Annotated in this window: 17 protein-coding genes; 14 read left to right on the forward strand and 3 right to left on the reverse strand. The window is 37.7% G+C overall.

Annotation, left to right across the window (positions count from 1 at the left end; genetic code table 11):
• Window positions 1-284: 284 nt before the first annotated feature.
• The 14 genes from MWU82_RS16205 to MWU82_RS16270 all read left to right on the forward strand — a co-directional run bounded on the left by MWU82_RS16205 (window position 285) and on the right by MWU82_RS16270 (window position 14,645).
• A complete protein-coding gene (locus tag MWU82_RS16205) occupies window positions 285-4,238 on the forward strand; it encodes a two-component regulator propeller domain-containing protein (protein ID WP_247097180.1) in 3,954 nt (1,317 codons plus the stop codon).
• Window positions 4,239-4,379: 141 nt separating this feature from the next.
• Window positions 4,380-5,729 carry an OmpA family protein gene (locus MWU82_RS16210; protein WP_215946730.1) on the forward strand — a complete coding sequence of 450 codons (1,350 nt, stop codon included), beginning with the start codon at window positions 4,380-4,382 and terminating at the stop codon, window positions 5,727-5,729.
• 21 nt (window positions 5,730-5,750) lie between these two features.
• Complete coding sequence (locus MWU82_RS16215; RefSeq protein WP_215946729.1) at window positions 5,751-6,098, forward strand: hypothetical protein; 348 nt, start codon at window positions 5,751-5,753, stop codon at window positions 6,096-6,098.
• 17 nt (window positions 6,099-6,115) lie between these two features.
• Window positions 6,116-6,460: a hypothetical protein gene (locus MWU82_RS16220; RefSeq protein WP_215946728.1), complete on the forward strand. Its 345-nt coding sequence runs from the start codon at window positions 6,116-6,118 to the stop codon at window positions 6,458-6,460.
• A 9-nt stretch (window positions 6,461-6,469) separates the two neighbouring features.
• Window positions 6,470-7,336, forward strand: a complete 867-nt coding sequence (locus MWU82_RS16225) for a hypothetical protein (RefSeq protein ID WP_247097181.1) — start codon at window positions 6,470-6,472, stop codon at window positions 7,334-7,336.
• A 13-nt stretch (window positions 7,337-7,349) separates the two neighbouring features.
• On the forward strand, window positions 7,350-9,413 hold the full coding sequence (locus MWU82_RS16230; protein WP_247097182.1) for a hypothetical protein: 2,064 nt from the start codon (window positions 7,350-7,352) through the stop codon (window positions 9,411-9,413).
• Window positions 9,414-9,543: 130 nt separating this feature from the next.
• Window positions 9,544-9,936, forward strand: coding sequence for a hypothetical protein (locus MWU82_RS16235; RefSeq protein ID WP_146613500.1), 393 nt, complete (start codon window positions 9,544-9,546; stop codon window positions 9,934-9,936).
• Between the two features lie 12 nt (window positions 9,937-9,948).
• Window positions 9,949-10,545, forward strand: coding sequence for a hypothetical protein (locus tag MWU82_RS16240; protein WP_247097183.1), 597 nt, complete (start codon window positions 9,949-9,951; stop codon window positions 10,543-10,545).
• 33 nt (window positions 10,546-10,578) lie between these two features.
• Complete coding sequence (locus MWU82_RS16245) at window positions 10,579-11,106, forward strand: hypothetical protein (protein ID WP_247097184.1); 528 nt, start codon at window positions 10,579-10,581, stop codon at window positions 11,104-11,106.
• Between the two features lie 130 nt (window positions 11,107-11,236).
• Complete coding sequence (locus MWU82_RS16250; RefSeq protein ID WP_247097185.1) at window positions 11,237-11,863, forward strand: hypothetical protein; 627 nt, start codon at window positions 11,237-11,239, stop codon at window positions 11,861-11,863.
• 216 nt (window positions 11,864-12,079) lie between these two features.
• Window positions 12,080-12,370, forward strand: a complete 291-nt coding sequence (locus MWU82_RS16255) for a DUF3592 domain-containing protein (protein ID WP_247097186.1) — start codon at window positions 12,080-12,082, stop codon at window positions 12,368-12,370.
• A 12-nt stretch (window positions 12,371-12,382) separates the two neighbouring features.
• Entirely contained in the window at window positions 12,383-13,105 is a 723-nt protein-coding gene (locus MWU82_RS16260) for a hypothetical protein (protein WP_247097187.1), read from the forward strand.
• A 12-nt stretch (window positions 13,106-13,117) separates the two neighbouring features.
• The gene (locus MWU82_RS16265; protein ID WP_247097188.1) at window positions 13,118-14,056 is read left to right on the forward strand and encodes a hypothetical protein; all 939 of its coding nucleotides are present in this window, start codon (window positions 13,118-13,120) and stop codon (window positions 14,054-14,056) included.
• A gap of 19 nt (window positions 14,057-14,075) precedes the next feature.
• The gene (locus MWU82_RS16270) at window positions 14,076-14,645 is read left to right on the forward strand and encodes a hypothetical protein (RefSeq protein WP_247097189.1); all 570 of its coding nucleotides are present in this window, start codon (window positions 14,076-14,078) and stop codon (window positions 14,643-14,645) included.
• A 67-nt stretch (window positions 14,646-14,712) separates the two neighbouring features.
• On the opposite strand, the gene MWU82_RS16275 is transcribed toward MWU82_RS16270, so the two are convergent.
• From MWU82_RS16275 to MWU82_RS16285, 3 genes are all read right to left on the reverse strand, one after another.
• A complete protein-coding gene (locus tag MWU82_RS16275; protein WP_247097190.1) occupies window positions 14,713-15,867 on the reverse strand; it encodes an ATP-binding protein in 1,155 nt (384 codons plus the stop codon).
• A 77-nt stretch (window positions 15,868-15,944) separates the two neighbouring features.
• Window positions 15,945-17,693: a glycosidase gene (locus MWU82_RS16280; RefSeq protein WP_247097191.1), complete on the reverse strand. Its 1,749-nt coding sequence runs from the start codon at window positions 17,691-17,693 to the stop codon at window positions 15,945-15,947.
• 47 nt (window positions 17,694-17,740) lie between these two features.
• A complete protein-coding gene (locus MWU82_RS16285; RefSeq protein WP_215946717.1) occupies window positions 17,741-18,667 on the reverse strand; it encodes a carbohydrate kinase in 927 nt (308 codons plus the stop codon).
• Between the last annotated feature and the right edge of the window lie 7 nt (window positions 18,668-18,674).

Genomic DNA, 18,674 nt, shown 5'->3' on the forward strand with positions numbered 1-18,674 from the left:
TCATTAATTACTGCGCAACTTAATTCATAAAAAAAATAACAGTCCGTTTCAACACCAAATCCGACGGATAGATATCCCTAATAATTAAATGTCCCTGATTTAATTCTATCACTTATTAATACCAACCCATAGGTTACTTGGACATTATCATTTTCCTAAAATAGTTATTAATGCAATTACATATTTTAATGCCATGTGTAGATTTTAATAAATATTATTCATAAGTTAATACCTTCATTACGATTGGACATAAAAATTATCCCTAGAAATAACGTAATCATCATATGATTCCAAATTACATACGAGTTTTTGTAAACTACGTCTTACTTATTTCTTGTTTTTCTGTTCAATCCCAAAAACAGGTCACCTTTCGTCCATTATCCGTAAAAGATGGATTGTCTCAAAATTCGGCAATTTCAATAACCCAAGACCGTACAGGATTTTTATGGATTGCAACCCAAGACGGTTTAAACAAATATGACGGCAGAAGTTTTGAAAAGTACAAGCAGTACTTCAAGGATATTACCAACCCAACATATAGTAAATTGGGAAAGGTTTTTGTTGATAGCAAAGATGAATTATGGATTATTCCCATATCGCAAATACCACACAAATTAAATAAGGACAACAACTCTTTTGAACCCCTTAACGGAATTGAAGATGCCAGTACCGTCTTTGAAGACCAACAAAAAAACATTTGGTTCGGGAGTTATTCCACTGGACTTTACAAACTATCATTCCAAACCAAAAAAATAGAACATATAATTGGCCCGGATAAAGTAAGTGGCATAAACGCCATCACCCAAGACCGTTCCGGTAATCTCTGGCTTAGTTGCGAAAAATATATAATAGAAATAGACCCTCAACAGCCAGAAAATATACGTTATCATTATCCCGATAGCAATAAAAATTCCATTTCCAATTATAGCTTTATTCTTTTTGACCATGAAAACAATCAATGGGTAGGAACATTTGGGGAAGGTGTTTGGTACAGGGAATCTAAGGCCAGCTTGTTTAAGCGCCCGGATATTTTTATTGAAGATTTAAAAAATAGCCTTAATTCCATTTATGTGCTCAGCATGTTACTGGACACTAAAAATCAGTTGTGGATTGGCACCTATGGCGATGGACTTTTTAAAATTGAAATTGCACAAAGTCAATTAAACCAATATTTACCTGAAAAACACAATCCTAAAACCATTCAGTACAAAGATATCCTAAGTATTTACGAGGACTATACAGGTACTATTTGGTTTGGAACCGATGGTGCAGGGCTAAATTATTATGACCCCCTCTTGGAAAAATTCAACTCCGTAATCAACTTTCAAACACCGGAGAATATAAATATTGATGTAGTACGATCCATAACCTTGGATGCGCAAAATAATGTTTGGATTGGAACAAGTGGCAAAGGCCTGTCCAGGTTCTCGCCCAAAAAAAATATATGGCACAACTACCAGACCGATAATAAAAAAGGGCTTAGATCCAATAGAATTATGAGCTTGCTCAGCGATAATGATGGAGATCTATGGATTGGCACCCAAGAGGGCGGACTACATATTATGGATGTAAAGGAGAATATAATTGAATATCCAAAGCTCAAAAATCTTGAAAATGTTACCGTTTGGTGCATACAGAATGACACCGATAACGATAAATGGATAGGTACCAGGGAGAGTGGACTTTTTAAGGTAAATAAAAACAAGGGTATCCTAAGAACGTTTAACAAAAACGATTCCGCCAACGGACTTCCTTCCAACAATATCAGGGCAATTGCCCAGGAAGCCGGTCAGTTTATATGGGTAGGTACCCAGGACGATGGTATTTGCAAGATAAACCTTAAAACCAATGAAATTAAAGTGTATAGACATGAGCCCGGAAAAGCAAATTCATTGGCCAGTAACCAGATAAAATCCCTGTACTACGACAATAAGGGAATCTTATGGATCGGCACCAACGGCAATGGCCTGTGTGCCTTTGATATTGTAAATGAGCAATTCTATAACTACACCGTAAAAGAAGGGCTGGCCAATGATGTGGTTTATGCCGCTTTGCCAGATGAACAAAATAATTTATGGTTAAGTTCCAATAGGGGCATCACCAAATTTTACGTACCGGAAAAACTGGATTCAACCCCAAAAATTGTCAATTACACCAATTATGACGGACTTGCCACAGAATTTAATACCGGGGCCTATTTTAAGGCGAGAAATGGCAACTTGTATTTTGGAGGGTTGGAAGGTTATTATTGGTTTAACCCTTCGGACATTGAAATAAGTACCGTACTTCCAAAAACGGTAATCACCAAGTTTGAAGTTTTTAACACTCCAAAACCCCTAATTCCCAATGCAAAGCTCAAATCTAAGGAAAACACCGTTGCTTTTTCATTTGCCAGTTTACAATACTCCCTTCCCATTAAAAATCAATATCAATTTAAACTTGAGGGTTACGATGCCGATTGGACCTTGTCCGGTAACGAGAATAACGCAAGATATACCAATTTACCCCCGGGCAACTACACTTTTAAGGTTATATCCAGTAATTACGATGGGGTCTGGAACAATAAGGAGGATTCCTATAGCTTTATAATTAATAAACCCTGGTACTTGACCAATAGTGCAATTCTAATTTACCTATTGCTATTTTTTATTACTATCTATTTAATATACCGATATTTTAAATGGAGGTGGAATATGCAAATGCAATTAAAATTTGAACGTCAAGAAACCATTAGATTAAAGGAATTAAATGAATTCAAAGCAAAATTATACTCCAATATTTCCCATGAGTTCAGAACACCTTTGACCTTAATTAAAGGGCCCATTAAAAAACAGCTGGAAAACGATCTAAAGCCCGATTTAAAAAAGGACCTGATGTTGGTAGATAAAAATACCAAAAGGCTTCTGGATTTAGTGAATCAAATGATGGAATTGAATAAATTGGATACCGGTTCCCTAAAGCTGAATCCAGAAAAAATCCATTTGGGAGGCTTTCTCCTGTCCCTACTGGAACCCTTTGAATATCTAGCTAAAAACCACAATCTAGTTTTTTCGCACAAGGTGGGTCCTATGTCCATGACCCTATTTGACCCTGATATTATGGAAAAGATTGTTGGTAATCTTTTGAGCAATGCCATTAAGTATACTGCAGAGGGGGGCAATATAGACTTTAAGGCCGAGGTAGCGCAAACCGATCATTTAATAATAAACATATCCAACGATATAGATAATATTATTGAAAAAGATACCAATAAACTATTTGAAAGATTCTTTCAGGCCACTCATACCAATGAAGGGACAGGAATTGGACTTTCCTTGGTCAAGGAATTGGTGGAACACCTTAAAGGAACCGTCAACGCTTCATACTCCAATGATCATAAAAAAATATTCTTCAATTTAGAAATTCCCGTCCATCCAATCAATGATGTTGATGAAATTCCTGAAGAAGTAGTTACCCGAACAAATGATCCAGGAACCATCACCAAAAAATCCAGTGAAGTCCAGCCTCTAATATTATTGGTAGAAGACAATGTATCCCTGTTAAATTTTATGTCTTCCCTGTTGGAGGACAAATACAAGATCATTACCTCCAAAGATGGTAGGGAAGGGGTACAAATAGCCCTTAAAAAGATTCCGGATCTTATAATCACAGATCTTATGATGCCCAAATTAAATGGGATAGAACTTTGCAACCAATTAAAGAACGATGAGAAGACTTCCCATATCCCGATCATAATGCTAACCGGAAAAACCGATCCGGATAACGAAATTGCAGGCTTGCAAAGTGGTGTAGAAGAATATATGATAAAGCCATTTAACCCAAAGACCTTTCAAATAAGAATAGAAAACATTTTAACAACTAGAAAAAAACTTAGGGCACATTACAACAAAGAGAATGTTTTTAAGCCCAAGGATATTGCCTTTACCTCAACCGATGAGAAATTCCTATTAAAGGTTGAAGATATCCTTAATAATTATATACAGGATACTGATTTTTCCGTCGAAAAATTCAGCCAACTTCTCGGAATGAGCCGAATGCAGTTGCATAGAAAATTAATTGCCCTAACCGGACACCACACTACCGCATTTATACGTCTGGAAAGATTAAAGCAAGCACAAAAACTTCTTGAAAAACCAGGATTAACCGTAGCTGAAGTTGCTTATGCCACCGGATTCAATAGTCCGTCATATTTTATAAAATGCTATAGAAAAACCTTCGGAAAAACTCCTACATCCTAAATCCGAAGGATTGTAACCTCAAAAAGAGTTACATCTGTATCATCTTATGTTACATTTGATATGCATTTCTACATATTCATACTAGAAATTTGATTCAACGAATAATAGATCAAATTTTAATCTTCTAATATATAGTATGATATGAAAATAATAAACTTAGGTGCCAGCTTATCCATTTTTCTATTCCTTTTTTGCATTGGCACCCACAATTGCCATGGCCAATTCCTTAAAAAATTAGGGCAACGGGCAGAAAATGCAGCAGAAGAAGCTGTTCTTAGAAAATCTGAACAAAAAGTTACGCGTGAAACTGAAAAAGCTATGGACACCATTTTAGATGGTAATAAAGGTACAAAGCAGAAAAAGAAGTCCAAGTCCCAGAAGACACAAAATGATACCGATGCCTCTGTTGAAGGCGATGATGGACAAACACAAAAAAAATCAGAATCCAATACCAATGTAACAAAACAAAATGAATTTGGGGTGTATAGTAATTTCACCTTTATACCAGGCAATAAGCTTTTGTTCTATGATGATTTTGCCCCTGACGCCTTGGGAGATTTTCCTGCAAATTGGGAAACGGGAGGCTCTGGAGAAGTTGTTAATACCAATGTTTCCGAAAGCAAATGGCTCTCCCTTATTAGAAGGTCGGGATACATGCCCAGCATGGAGGACAAACTGCCTGAAAACTATACCATAGAATTTGATTTATCCAATAATGGATACGGTTCCGGAAAGCCTATTAGTAAAATACACTTTGCGTTCTTAACCAAAAAGGCCTATTCCATGGGTGCCGGGGGCACTTTGGCAGAGATAGAAATCCTTCTCTCCCCAAATGGTTTTAATGTAAGAAGTGTATCTAATTTTGGGGGTGAAGTGGACGTAAAAATTGGAAACGAAATTGACAGGGAAATACCTGAATATCTAAACAATACGGTCCATATTTCCATTGCCGTGAACAAAAAAAGGCTACGCATGTGGGTGAACGAGGAAAAAATGGTGGATTCCCCCAATTTAATACAGGCCAATATTGGTAAATATTTTATAGTCCAGGCAATGGACGTATTACCAGAAAAAGGCCATTTTGTAGGCATTACCAACTTCAAAATTGCTGAGTCTACAGAAGACTTGCGATCCCTATTACTCAAAAATGGAAAATTCAGCACTACAGGAATCTATTTTGATACTGCCGCATCCACAGTAAAGAAGGAGTCTTACGGAATACTCTTGGACATCGCCAATATGCTTCGCGATAACAAGGATATCAACCTACAAATAATAGGACATACTGATAATCAAGGGGAAGAAAATTACAACCAGACACTATCCGAAAGTAGAGCTGCAGCTGTAAAGCAAATTCTAATTGAAGAGTTTGAAATAGGTGAAGCCCGATTGCAATTTATAGGCAAGGGTGAAACAGAAGCTGTAGATGACAATACCACAGAAAAAGGCAGGGCCAATAATAGAAGAGTAGAGTTTATAAAAATCAATTAAAATAATCCAATCCAAAAAATCATGAAAAAAACAATGAAAAGTCAAGTTAGAATAATGTTCATCGCCAGCAGCTTAGTAGTACTAATAGGTTTTGTTGGTTGCAGTAAAGATGATGGTATTGGACCTGCGGGCTGTACCAATTGGTCGGAAAAATACCTTTCCCAGGCCGAAGCGTATTCCAACGCCTCTATAGCCTATAGCAATGACCCAAGCGTTTCCAATTGTAATAAACTGAAAACGGAAGGTTTGAGCTACGTAAAAGCCCTTGAGGGAATATTAAACTGTGTCCCCACCGCTAACCTGTCAGGTTACAAAGCGGACATAAGTGACTTGAAAGCAGAGATCAACAACACTGCTTGTGACGAATAATTCTAAAAACTAAGAAGATGGAAACAACAGATAACAAAACAGTAGTGGCAAGCGAAGGCAAGAACATTGCCATTATATCCTATATCACCATCATTGGCCTTATTATAGCCTTTGTAATGAACAATGACAAAAAGGATGCCTTTGCTTCTTACCATATTAAACAATCCCTGGGCTTGGCCTGTACGGGTCTTGCCTTAGGAGCCATAGGAATGATTCCCATATTGGGATGGATCATAAATATCCTTGGCATTTTTGTTCTCCTCTATATGTGGATCATGGGATTAATCAACGCCTTTAATGGCAAAGAAAGTCCTGTACCCTTCTTAGGGGTGAAATTTATAGAATGGTTCAAGAATATATAAATGCATATCATGAAAAAATCAATAATGCCCTTTACAGTAGTGGGAATTCTATTCCTATTATCATTTTCTACACAAGCCCAAAGCAATGATTGGACCGGAAAATGGAACACAACACTTTTAGGAAACTCTTTAGGAGAGTTGAATATTACAAAGTCGGGAGATATTTATACGGGGACTTTTCCGAATGGAAAACTGGACGGCAAATATGAGAATGGCAATTTAACCGGCACCTATACAAGGACTGTAAATAGTTTTGACAGAACGGGGATGGGAAAAATGGGGCTATTTACATTCATTATGCATGCCGGGAAAAAATCATTTGAAGGCGAATATAAGCCTGAAGGTAAAGATGACTGGCAACCTGATAATTGGAACGGGACAAGACCTAGTTCTTTGTATGGAAATATAATTGAAGAACAAGCGGCAAAAGATGAATTAGACAAAAGAGAACAGGTCTTAAAAGATTTTGCAAACAAAGATAAACCTGCCCCAATTAAACCTTGGACCGGAACATGGGAAACAGATGTATTGGGCAAACTAAAGATTAATCAAAAAAATATTGCCAATGTACTAGGAAAATACCGCTTTCAGGTAAACAACAAATTTACGAATGGAGACATCACAGGTAAAGTAACAGATAGTAATCGTAAAGAATTTGAAGGTCGTTTTAAAGATAGTGAGGGTAAATCAGGGCAAATTAAAATTTCGTATTCCTATCTAGTCAACGCAACACCTGGTTATGATTTCTCAGGCGTTTTAATCTACGATTTTACACCTGAACAGAAAAAAATGAATATTCCCTTAACCAAAAAAGTAGTGTCCATAAAAGGTCATAGAGTATCCTCATTATTACCAAATATGGTTAATTATAACTGAAAATCCAGAAGCTATGCGCCTCCTATACCTATTTCCTTTATTGCTGGTTTTGTTTTCATGCAATGAAAGCAAAAAAGATAAGGCCAGCGCAATTAATGAAGTTTTGGAAGATTTCTCCAAAATGCCGGATTCTGTAATCCTAAAAGGCTTTGCCATTCTAGATACCATTCAACTAAAACCAATAGAGGAACTGGTAAAGGAACTTAGGCAAATCCCAGAACTACAAGAAATAGGTGTAGGCGACGAATTGTTAAGTTTTAGGCTTAAAAATGGCCCCATAATGTTGCATAAGCTCAAGGAATTTTCACCCCTAACAAAAGGAGGTACTGCAAGTATGGCAACACCACCAATCATGGCTCTGAACAATACCAATGCCGACGAAAACTCCGCCAATGTAGTAGGCGCACAACGGGGGGAAAATAGGCAAAATAAAAAAGCTATTGTATTGGCACCTTATGCATGGCAATTTGGGGTAGCTGATGATCCTTTAATTCCAATTAATAAGTTGCCCGAATATCGTAATTATAAAGGTAGGGTTAGCTATAAGGCCAATAAAACAGAAAATGATCAGCATATTTCGTTTGAAGATTACTTATCCTTTAACGATTATGACGTGGTGCATTTTAGCTCACATGCCCGTAAAACTTGTAAATTGGAAGAAGAAGATACTAAGCCTTCCAGTAATTGTCGTACATACATTGCATCAGGGATTAAATATGAAAAAAAAGATCGACAAGAATTAATTAATTTAATCAAGAGCAAAAACGTTAGGGGTATTTCATTGGAGTACGGCGAATTATATTTTATACCCAAGTTTTTTTCAGACGCATATTCTAAAGTTAAGAATAAGGTATTTGTATTTAGCGCTTGTGAATTAGGCCAACAGGGCGACCTGCAAACCACTTTTAATAATATTTTGCAAAATGGACAACTCTTCTATTGGCAAAATATTACTCATCCTCTAGACGCCTATAAGGCCTTTCACAATTTGTACGATAGAATGCTTCAATATGGTGAATCTGCACCAACAGCATTTAAGAACATGCCAGATTCCCTAAAAAATAATATTCCATTTTTTAAATATATGAAAGCGGGTGGCGATACCGAACAAATGTATAATTTCTTAAAAATGGCCACTCATGGCAATGCCATGCACATTATAGAACCTATCAGTTTTATAGATGAAAAAACAAAAAAAGAGCTACAAGAAGGCACTGTGTATCCTTTTGAAGGTATTCTGGAAGACGATGAACCCGAAGAGGCCAGTTTTACTATGGAATTTTTGGGATACACCGTACAAGAAATGGAAGACAAAGGCATGACGTTCTCGTTAAAAGTAGATGGCAATGCAGTATTGGACCATATTCCCTTTGTTCCCGATACCGACCCTAACGATGATATAGAAGTAAAGGGGGGCAAAAATGAAAAAACAACCTTGGTCACCTTTAAAGGCGTAAATCTAAAGAAAGACCTTAAAAAAAATAGTTCGGTAAAACTGGAAGCCCTTTTTCATTTTAGCGAGGAAAATTACGGCTATCAAATGATCAATGTATCAACGGGTAGTTCGGATATGCGAATTGTCATGAAGGGGCCGGACGGGACCATCAATATGTTTTTTGATGCAGATAACTACACCCTTAAAATGACCCACCCTGCAGAAAACGCTACCCTTTATTCGGACGAGGAAGGATTTATTTACATGAATGTCCCAGGACAGGGCTGGATAAAAACCAAGATGGGCCAAATGGCCGCTATGATTGCCAATGTTGTACCAATGAATATGGATTTTCTGGCCTTGGAACCTACCAAAGGATCCGTAATGCATAAAATAGCGGCATTCGCTGGTGACATTACCATTGCCAAATTGGAAAATGAACCAAGGGCTAAAAAAATAAGTGGCGGTATTGGTTCTGAAAAAACAGTGTTCATTGCCGACGGGCGGGTTACCATAACATTTGACGACAAAAAAAGATTGGAATCGTTGGTGGAGCTACCTTCCAGCATACGCTATTATTATGAAGAACAAGAGATAACAATCCCCAATGCACAAATATTCTCAATGCCTTCATTTCAATAATTGATACCTAAAAAAATAATATACAACAGGCAGTACTGACACCCGTATTCACCCCAGAGCCGAAAGGTCTGCTGACTAAATGAAAGTGCAAAAAGAAATATTAAGAACCAATAAATACAAAATCATGCAAATGCAATTTATACTACTATTGGCGGTCTTACTTTTTTCAAGGAACATGAACGGGCAAATGAATTTTTCCAACCTTGACGCTAACGGGAGTTTTCCTAAAATCGAGATCAATACGGACAACACTACCCTATTCGCCAAAATAGGAGAAAACACCAAGCCTTGGTTACATTGGAACGAAGTACCTAAAAGCATTGAGAGTGGTAATGGCCGTTCTACATTTAAAATGACCGTTTACAACAACGACGGTATAGCCAATAGAACTTTCGAAATATCATATACCATTCCTTATGGCCAAAACAATGCCGACCCCTCGGCATATATTAAGGCAACATACATATACAGGGACAAAAGACCCAATAAAGTATTGGAAGAACATTTCAAATTAATACAATAATCAACTATGCCCATGAAAACCAATGTAATTTATTTATTGATCGCGCTATTTTTAGGCGCCTGTAAAGATGGCCCAAAAGCAGAAAACAAGGACGATTTAGGTCAACCCGCTACTTCTGTAGTAGAAATGGCCAAGGCTAAAGAGAATATAAAAGAACAAGAACCTAGCAACAACGATGTTTGGAAAGCCTTAAAGAGCACCACACCATTAAGTAGCGAGCAACTTCTACCCTATTTGCCAAAAATGATAAATGGCCACAAAATGGCAAATCAATATGCCTACCCAGGGGGCGGGCAAATGGCTACCGGGGGCTATGGCCCCGCAGACAATCAGTACAACTTTTCCATTGAAGATGGTGCCGGGTCCAAGGCCATAGTAAAAAACTTTTTCAATAGCTATAAACTTAGACTACAAGGACCTGTAGAAACCGAATACATTTATTTGGAACGAGACGGTTACGAGACCATTGCCTTTTTACAGCCTAAAATCAGTAGGAACCAAATTTCTTTTATCTACAACAACAGGTTCAGGGTAAGCTTGGAGGGTCCAGATAAAGCTATTGACCTTTGGTCCTATATCGACTTTGAAAACCTTAAACAATTAGATTAATTCAATTAATTAAATCGAACCAAAATAAAAATCATGAAAAACTTCAAGAATACATTAATTTATGCCTTTCCAATACTAGTAATCATATTATTAATTTCATGTAGTGGAGAAGATGGGGCTGTAGGACCATCAGGAGCTGATGGGCAAAATGGCGAAAATGGTATTGACGGTAATGCCAATGTTACTACGGTGTTACTAGAAAATACTTCCCTTAATATTGGTTCTAATTCATTAAGTGTTAATGCTATTACCCAAGAAATTTTAGACTACGGAGCCGTACTAGTATATGTTCGTGCTTCCAGTACTCCAAATATATGGTATCCATTGCCCTACTCTGAAGATGATGTTCAAATAAGTATTGGTGCCATAACGCAGAATGAGATTATAATAAACTCTAGTGTCATTACATTTGTTTTAGATATTAAATTGGTAATCATTGCTGGAAATAATACAGCTACTTCTAAAAATAGTAATAACGAAATCCTTGCTTCCCTAGAAAAAAACGGTATAGATGTAAACAACTACAACCAATTAGCAGAATTCTATAATCTAGAAGAGTAGTTGTTATGTATAGTTGTTAAAAATATTGTATTGGATGTAATTTGATGCTAATCTGAATTACAAAAAACCATTGCCATGGCACGACTAATTATTGCAGAACGAATAAAATAAATCTTAAAATCATATAAAAATGAAAAATATACTAAAACTAATACCAATCATCTTGCTTTTGGCTTCATGTAAAGAAACCCCAAAAACCTCAGACCCATCAGCATCCAAGATTTTGGATGGGGCAATAAATGAAGTTATTGGAAAGAATGACGATATCAATAAAAAATATGATGATCTACGCAAAGATTTAGGCACCAAAACACCTCTTACCAATGCCCAACTAATAGAGGCATTCCCGAAAAAACTGAGCAATCTAAGTTTAGATCCATCAGAACAGAACAAAATTGAACCTGAAATTACCGATACGCAACTTGTATCCGGCAGCTTTGGAGATGATACTATTAGAATGGAAATTTTGGATGCCGCTGGGCAGAAGGCCGTTGGTGCCATAATACCCTTAAAAATGTTGCACCTGAACAAGATAACTTCAGAAAGCAACAATACCATAAGATATTCCAAAGTAGAGCGCAACGGAATTTTAACCTTTGGTACCGATCGGGATGCAGATACAAAAGCAGATTTTCAATCCGACCTTAGGTTTCTTTACGCCAATAGATTTTATGTAACCCTGGAAGGCAAGGGGATGGACACCGATGGACTTTGGAAAGCCATGGGCATTGATAATTTGGATGGTTTTAAAAATTAAAATGAATAATACCTAAAGTTATGGAATACTTTGAATCCCTTAATCAGTTTCAAATAGCAGGCCTTGTTCTGCAATTGGTACTTCTGCCATTTTTATTTTTGGCCCTTCGCCGTTGGTGGTGGGCAAAACAATCCCTCCAATGGCCGAAAGTTAATGGAGTGGTTACGAAGGGACTCGATTTCCCCCTATCCAAAATAATCGATTTTCTATATACCTATGAACTCAATGGCGCCACCTATTCAGGAAAAGAGCCATTTTTTTGCCAATTCCTTCAAGAAATTTTCACAAAAGAAAGCTTCAGGATTAATGGCCAAATATACTCTTGGAAAACAAGTAAATGTTTTCTACAATCCGTCAAACCCCAGGATATCCACCTTGGAACCAGGAAGAAAAGATGGCGTAATGGGTGCCTTACTACTACTGTTCCTACTTTTTTTATTGGGAGCTGTGTCCTTTTATCGCCCTTCCCTAATAGTGGAATTCATAGATTATTTTTCTAACCGGTAAAACACATTTATTATGAAAAAATCAGTTTTATTTTTAGTTGCCTGTGCCTTTCAAGCTGGCATGGCCCAAACCAATCCCACAGTGGAGGATTATCCTTTGAAAGCTATGGATCTGGTGTTGTTTTCCTTCGGCATGGACAACCCGCTTACCATAGGAACTATTTCCGATTCTGGTGAATTGAATTTTAAATTTCCAAAAGATCTAAATTCTATTTCTGATGAAACAAAAGCGAATTTTATGTCGGACACGGCCTTTACCCTATTTTCCAAATGTGATAATAGTTATGACATTCTATCAGAAGATAAAAATGGTAAAGCCGTCAATGCTGGGTACATTTCATTAAGCTCAAAGGATAATCCGTATGCGGGTCTGATCTTTTTGGTTGCAGATGAAGCGTTGATCCCTTGGCTGGAAGATACCTATTCCAATAACGCCGTAACCGGATCCTATTTTGAACTGGTTTATATAGAATCGGATTTTAATTATCAAGGAGAATGCACTTCCACAGTATCCAATACAGAAAAGGACACTATTGAAACCTCTTACACCTACGATCTGCAGTTAAAAGCCGGATTTAATTTTATTGAATATAACATTGAAAGTGTACTTGAGCATGCTGTTCCCAGTATGTACGAAGAAGGTGCTTTTGACAACATAATGAAGCCTAGTAAAATAAAAGTTACTTCAACACAAACAGTTCCGCCAACAACCAAGTGGATCGGAAAATATTTTTAAGAAAGGGAACCTATGAAAACACTATATCATATTTTGCCAATATTCCTTTTGTTTATAGGGTTCCAGTCTTTCGCCCAAACACCTGAGCAACAGAAAATGATAGATAAGGCATTGAAAATGCGCGATAGCATCATGGAGAGCCTTAACCTTGAAGACGTACAAAAGCAGGCAGATCAGCAGCAGAAACAAGTGGAACTGGACAAGAAAGCCAATACCAAAACAAGCCCCATCCCTACTGCCGCAAAAAGTGAAGATAAATATTGGAAAAATACCTTGGCCAGTGATAAGGATAAGAAATTGAAAAATTGGAACAAGGGAGCTGCAGATCTTGTCTTCAACTATGCATATGACTCCAGAAATGATAAAATAAATTATGTGAAAGTTGGGGCTATTAAGGTAGATGGGAGTATTGAATTGAATCCTACAGACAAAATTCCTGTGTTACAACCCTTGAACCACTTTAAAAACAGCAATAATTTTTTTGATATCCATAATCCGGATTCCTATCAATACAGTAATGAAAAAGCTGGCTTTAAGCTCAACCCTTATTTATTGGTGTACCAAGACGGGCAACAGATCGGGATCTTAACGATTGGTAATTCTGCAAAAGTAACCCTAAACCTATTAACCCCAGGCGATCTCTATTTTGGGGATGAGGGATATATCCTGTCTTGGGTATATGTAGATGAAGCCTGCGCCATAAAGGCCAATGAAAATTGGAGCGGGGATTTAAGCAATACCGGAACTCCAATAATGGTGGAAACCAATGTTGTTTATAACCTGGATTTTAATCCTGGTTGGAATATGGTAAAAACTGAAGTCATAGGTACCTACGAATTTCCAAATGCACCGGAAGAGGACAGATCCAGATATAAAAAGCATAAGCACACCACTATTGCTTCCGTACCAAATGATGCCACTTATTTCTTTAGATCTGCCGTACAATATTAAATTTTCTAATCACTATAGCATGAAAAATACTAAAATCAATATCCTAATGGCCATTACATTATTGTTTGTTTTGGCCTGTAACAATAAAGAAAACAAATCCAATACCAATCAAGTCGCCGTAGCCGATAAGGATAAAAAAGCAGAAACACCCTCCTCCATTGATTCCCCATGCGAACTTATTTCCTTGGAGGATATAAAAACCATGTTCGTTACAGCAGACTTCCCCATTGAAACGGAGGATAAGGTTCTGACGTATCCTACCTGTATTTATAAGTGGGAAGATGGGCAGGTGTTTAGTGTTAGGAAAATTGCCGATCAAGAACTTAAATTGACAATGCCAAGTGAAGTCTTAATTGTCATGGTAAAAGGGTGTACAGAAGACATGTACAAAAGGTCTACCAAGGTGTATAAACAACCTCAAGAAATTCCCAATTTAGGCGATATGGCCGTTTGGGATTCAAGAATGTCACAATTGTCCTTCCTTTCCCAAGGGTATATGTTCCATGTTCACGTAAAAGTATCCAACGACGACCAGGGCAACATGAAAAAAGCCATTGAAGTATCAAATGTGATAGCATCAAAACTATAATTATCCCAACTCACAAAGTAGAATATCAATCTGTAAAATCTAAAATTTTTAAGGGTAATCGTTTTACTTATTTTTCAAGGGAAAAAATAAATTTCGCCCCCTCTCCCAACGCTGATTCCACACTTATAGCTCCCCCTAATTTTTCCACAATTTTTTTGACCGTTGCCAGGCCTATTCCATTTCCACGAACCCCAAATTTATCCTTTGCGGCCAATTTTTCGAAAATATTAAATATTTTATCCTGATGAATTTTTGCAATACCAGGTCCGTTGTCCTTTACGTAAAAGAGGAAATGGGTATCAGATTCCGATATCCCCAATTCAATTTCAACTATTTCCTTATCATGGTATTTAATGGCATTGGTAATCAAATTAATAAGTATTTGATGTAAGGCCGTTTTATGCACTTTTATATGTGTCAAGTCCGATTTTAAAACTAGTTTTAATTGGTGATCATAATTAAAAAGTCCCTCTAAATCGGTTTTCAACCTTTGTAGGTCTATATTGGATTTTCCCTCGCGTAATAGACTTTCGGACTTACTGTATTGTAGCAGACCATCAATTAACCCTATAAGATTACCGGAGGAGCCAATGATCATTTCCAACATTTCCAAACCATCAGCATCCAGAATGCCCTTATATTGTTCCCGGAAAAGTTGTGCCAAACTGGAGATATTTATCAAGGGCGTTTTAAGGTCATGGGCGGCAACTTGGGCAAAGCGTTCCAGGTCCTCATTTTTTTCCTCCAGTTCCATAATGGTCCTTTCCAATTGCTGCTTGTTTTTTCGGAGTTCCAGTAAATTTATCACCTGGTTGGAAAGGGCGGACAAAGAACCTATTTGACTTTGACTTAATAAATTGGGCTTATTGTCTATGACGCACAGGGTTCCCAACGGAAGTCCGGCCGCACTTACCAATGGCACGCCCGCATAGAAAATAACATGTGGGTCACCTGTAACCAATGGATTATCATGAAAACGCTCATCCTTTCTGGCGTCCTGTACTATAAACACATCGTTTGGAGTATTAATGGCATGGCCACAAAAGGCATACTCCTTAGGGGTTTCGGAGGCATCCAAACCGTAATGGGATTTAAACCACTGCCGCTTATCATCAATAAGACTAATAAGCGAAATTGGAGTTCCGCATATTTCTGCAGCAATCTTGGTTATATTGTCATAATCGGACTCCGGAAGGGTGTCCAGGATAGAATAGGATTTCAAATCCTTTATTCTTTCCTCTTCGTTTTCAGGGATTTTAGGTGCTTTCAGGGCTTTATAATTTTTAAGACTTGCCAGGTTTAGAATACCATTTTTTTGGTAATACCATCTAGCGTATATTTTACAGTAAAGGTAAGGGTTTTAAGATTGGCCATTAACTGCGCGTACTCCTTCCCATTGGTCCACAGTATGTCCAATTCACTGTCCGGGGAATCATTAATTGTTACCTTACCCTTAAATGCCTCTAAGGTATTTCTCAACTTCATCATTGCCAATTGACCGATCACAACATCTTTTTTTAGTCCATTTTCAACGTCCTGCAAAGACAAAGTTGTTCTGTTAATTTCCTTATGCCCCCCACTACCTCCTTTATCAGCGGCCTCATAATCGTTTTTTCCGGCAAAAATATCCAAATACCACACCTGTGGAATCCCTGGCATAAACAGCTGTATAGCTCTTGCCAATAACAGCTTCTGTTCATTTTCCCCCAAGGCACTAAAAAAGGTAGCGTTTACCTGATAATAGGAAATCTTTTTCCCTGATGGATCATACAAATTTTTAACTCTTCCTCCCCTTTCCATAATCTTGTTCATGATATCCTCAATCTCCTTATCCAACAACAAACCTTTGCTATAAACACCATTTACCTCCTTGCCCCTTAGATCCAAAACAGGTATCCCGTCATGGCATCCCAACATGTTTACGGTTTTGTAGCCTTTCCCTATTATTTCTTTGGCCCAAACCAACAGTGCCTTGTTGGTACCATTCTCCAGGGTGTGAATGGTGAGTCCCGGCAGGAAAAAATCGTAGATATAATAGCCTTCTGCGGCCACCTCATCATGTAGATGAAGTCCGTATTCTGCATGAATCTCCGGCAGCAACATTAAATCGTTCTTTTGCGCTATTTGCTTTATGCGATCCAGATACTCCCAAGTACCCGGCTTATTGAAAAAGTTGGATTGCCCCACCTCCTTATGCAGATAGGCGAAAGCATCCAACCTTAGAATTTTACAGCCAAAACCCTTTACTTTTTCCAAGGTTTCCTCATAAAAATCCCAAACCAAGGGAGATTTGGCGTTGACATCCATTTGCCCCAAATAGGAGCGATTTCGATTTACGATTTGCAGGATTTCACTTTTGAATTGGTTGCAGTCGCCAAAATCCAGGTTGCTAAAATCTTCACCTATTTCGATAGCCCTATTTACCTTGTCACAGATTGATGAACCCTGACCTCTTGATAACCCTTTTAAACTTACCAAATGGTCTGGAGTAATTACCCCATAATCAACATGCTGATAAAAGGTATTCCAATAGGGCCTTTCCGTTCCATCGGGGAAAAGCACTTTTAAAATGGGCAATCCGGATTTCCTCATAAAAAGTTTATTGAGAAACTCTTCCTTTGGGATTATCACCCCATTCCCATCCATGTGGCCATTGCCTTTCCAAAACTCGTTCCAGTTTATAAAAAAGTCCTTGAATTTTGAGTCATCCCCATGTTTCAATAAATCTTTGAACTGAGGAGAGGCTACCGATAAATGGTTTAGAACAATATCAAACTTCAGCTTTATATTTAGCTTATCCAATGCCTTTAGATCATCTTCGGAAACCAATTCCTGATTTAAATCATAATCTATAATGGAAAACCCTCTATCCAAATCACTGTTAAAAAAAGTAGGCAATACATAGAACAAAGAGAACACATCTTTGAACTCTGGCATTTTTAACATCGTAATCAGGTCGTTCAGATTAGTTCCAATGCTATCTGGATAGGCATTGATCATGACACCTTTATCAATGGTTTTGCTATTTGATTTGATTTCTGCGGACATTTACTTTTGCGAATTCAATACTAACCGTTCAGTTAATGGATTAAAATTTATAGTAGTTCGGATAATATATTGATGTTGTCCGGCAACCTACCCACGTTCTGCAGTTTTAGGGCTGCGAGTTGCAAGGCCACCTCCAAGCATTTTTCAATAGGTTTTTCTTTGATATAGGCGAACAAAAACCCTGACCAGAATGCGTCTCCGGCACCAGTGGCATCCATCACATTATCTACCTTTATAGCAGGCAATTGAATAATTTCTTTTCCTTTTTGCGATAATTTAACCCCAAGGCTGCCCAGGGTAAGACATACGGTTCCCACACCTGCCTCATGAAAGAAATTAAATATTTCATCATGCGACAATTTCTTCTCAAAAAGCCTTAACATATCGTCCTCGCTTATCTTTACCAAAGGATCGAACTTACAATACGCCTTTATCACTTCTAGCGCCCTTGCCTGACTGTCCCACAATTTTTTGGCATAATTTACATCTATGCTCAATTTACAGCCTAAATTGTATGCTTCCTCTGCCTTTTTTAAAATGGTGGTTTGGGCCGGATCTTTACTTAGGGCAAAACAGGTAGTATGAAATATGGTGGTGCTTTCAAGGACACCCTTGCTGATCTGGTTTTCGGTAATACGATAATCGGCTTCCCGAAAAGGAATAAAATCTGGAGTACTCTCGGTCCTTGAAACAAAAATAACACTGGTAGGCTTGCCCTCTACAGTCTTGATATATTTTGTATCGACCCCTACTTCTTTAAGTCGCTTAAAAACATAATCCCCAAAAGCATCGTTCCCCACCGTGGCTACCAAAACCGATTTCAGTCCCAATCTAGCAGAATTCATGGCCACATTGGTAGGAGATCCGCCCAAATATCTATGATAATCCCTTGTTTCGTTGATATTCACCCCTGTTTGGTGCCCAATAAAATCTACAAGTACTTCTCCAATACATAGAATGTCTATGCTTCCCATATTATCT

Source organism: Arenibacter sp. S6351L (genome assembly GCF_023016025.1).
Classification (GTDB): Bacteria; Bacteroidota; Bacteroidia; order Flavobacteriales; family Flavobacteriaceae; genus Arenibacter; species Arenibacter algicola_B.

What these genes read in the sequence shown, in the direction of transcription:
- MWU82_RS16205 (WP_247097180.1), top strand. Translation starts at nt 285, where the DNA reads ATGATTCCAAATTACATACGAGTTTTTGTAAACTACGTCTTACTTATT.
- MWU82_RS16210 (WP_215946730.1), top strand. Translation starts at nt 4,380, where the DNA reads ATGAAAATAATAAACTTAGGTGCCAGCTTATCCATTTTTCTATTCCTT.
- MWU82_RS16215 (WP_215946729.1), top strand. Translation starts at nt 5,751, where the DNA reads ATGAAAAAAACAATGAAAAGTCAAGTTAGAATAATGTTCATCGCCAGC.
- MWU82_RS16220 (WP_215946728.1), top strand. Translation starts at nt 6,116, where the DNA reads ATGGAAACAACAGATAACAAAACAGTAGTGGCAAGCGAAGGCAAGAAC.
- MWU82_RS16225 (WP_247097181.1), top strand. Translation starts at nt 6,470, where the DNA reads ATGAAAAAATCAATAATGCCCTTTACAGTAGTGGGAATTCTATTCCTA.
- MWU82_RS16230 (WP_247097182.1), top strand. Translation starts at nt 7,350, where the DNA reads ATGCGCCTCCTATACCTATTTCCTTTATTGCTGGTTTTGTTTTCATGC.
- MWU82_RS16235 (WP_146613500.1), top strand. Translation starts at nt 9,544, where the DNA reads ATGCAATTTATACTACTATTGGCGGTCTTACTTTTTTCAAGGAACATG.
- MWU82_RS16240 (WP_247097183.1), top strand. Translation starts at nt 9,949, where the DNA reads ATGAAAACCAATGTAATTTATTTATTGATCGCGCTATTTTTAGGCGCC.
- MWU82_RS16245 (WP_247097184.1), top strand. Translation starts at nt 10,579, where the DNA reads ATGAAAAACTTCAAGAATACATTAATTTATGCCTTTCCAATACTAGTA.
- MWU82_RS16250 (WP_247097185.1), top strand. Translation starts at nt 11,237, where the DNA reads ATGAAAAATATACTAAAACTAATACCAATCATCTTGCTTTTGGCTTCA.
- MWU82_RS16255 (WP_247097186.1), top strand. Translation starts at nt 12,080, where the DNA reads ATGAACTCAATGGCGCCACCTATTCAGGAAAAGAGCCATTTTTTTGCC.
- MWU82_RS16260 (WP_247097187.1), top strand. Translation starts at nt 12,383, where the DNA reads ATGAAAAAATCAGTTTTATTTTTAGTTGCCTGTGCCTTTCAAGCTGGC.
- MWU82_RS16265 (WP_247097188.1), top strand. Translation starts at nt 13,118, where the DNA reads ATGAAAACACTATATCATATTTTGCCAATATTCCTTTTGTTTATAGGG.
- MWU82_RS16270 (WP_247097189.1), top strand. Translation starts at nt 14,076, where the DNA reads ATGAAAAATACTAAAATCAATATCCTAATGGCCATTACATTATTGTTT.
- MWU82_RS16280 (WP_247097191.1), bottom strand. Translation starts at nt 17,693, where the DNA reads ATGTCCGCAGAAATCAAATCAAATAGCAAAACCATTGATAAAGGTGTC.
- MWU82_RS16285 (WP_215946717.1), bottom strand. Translation starts at nt 18,667, where the DNA reads ATGGGAAGCATAGACATTCTATGTATTGGAGAAGTACTTGTAGATTTT.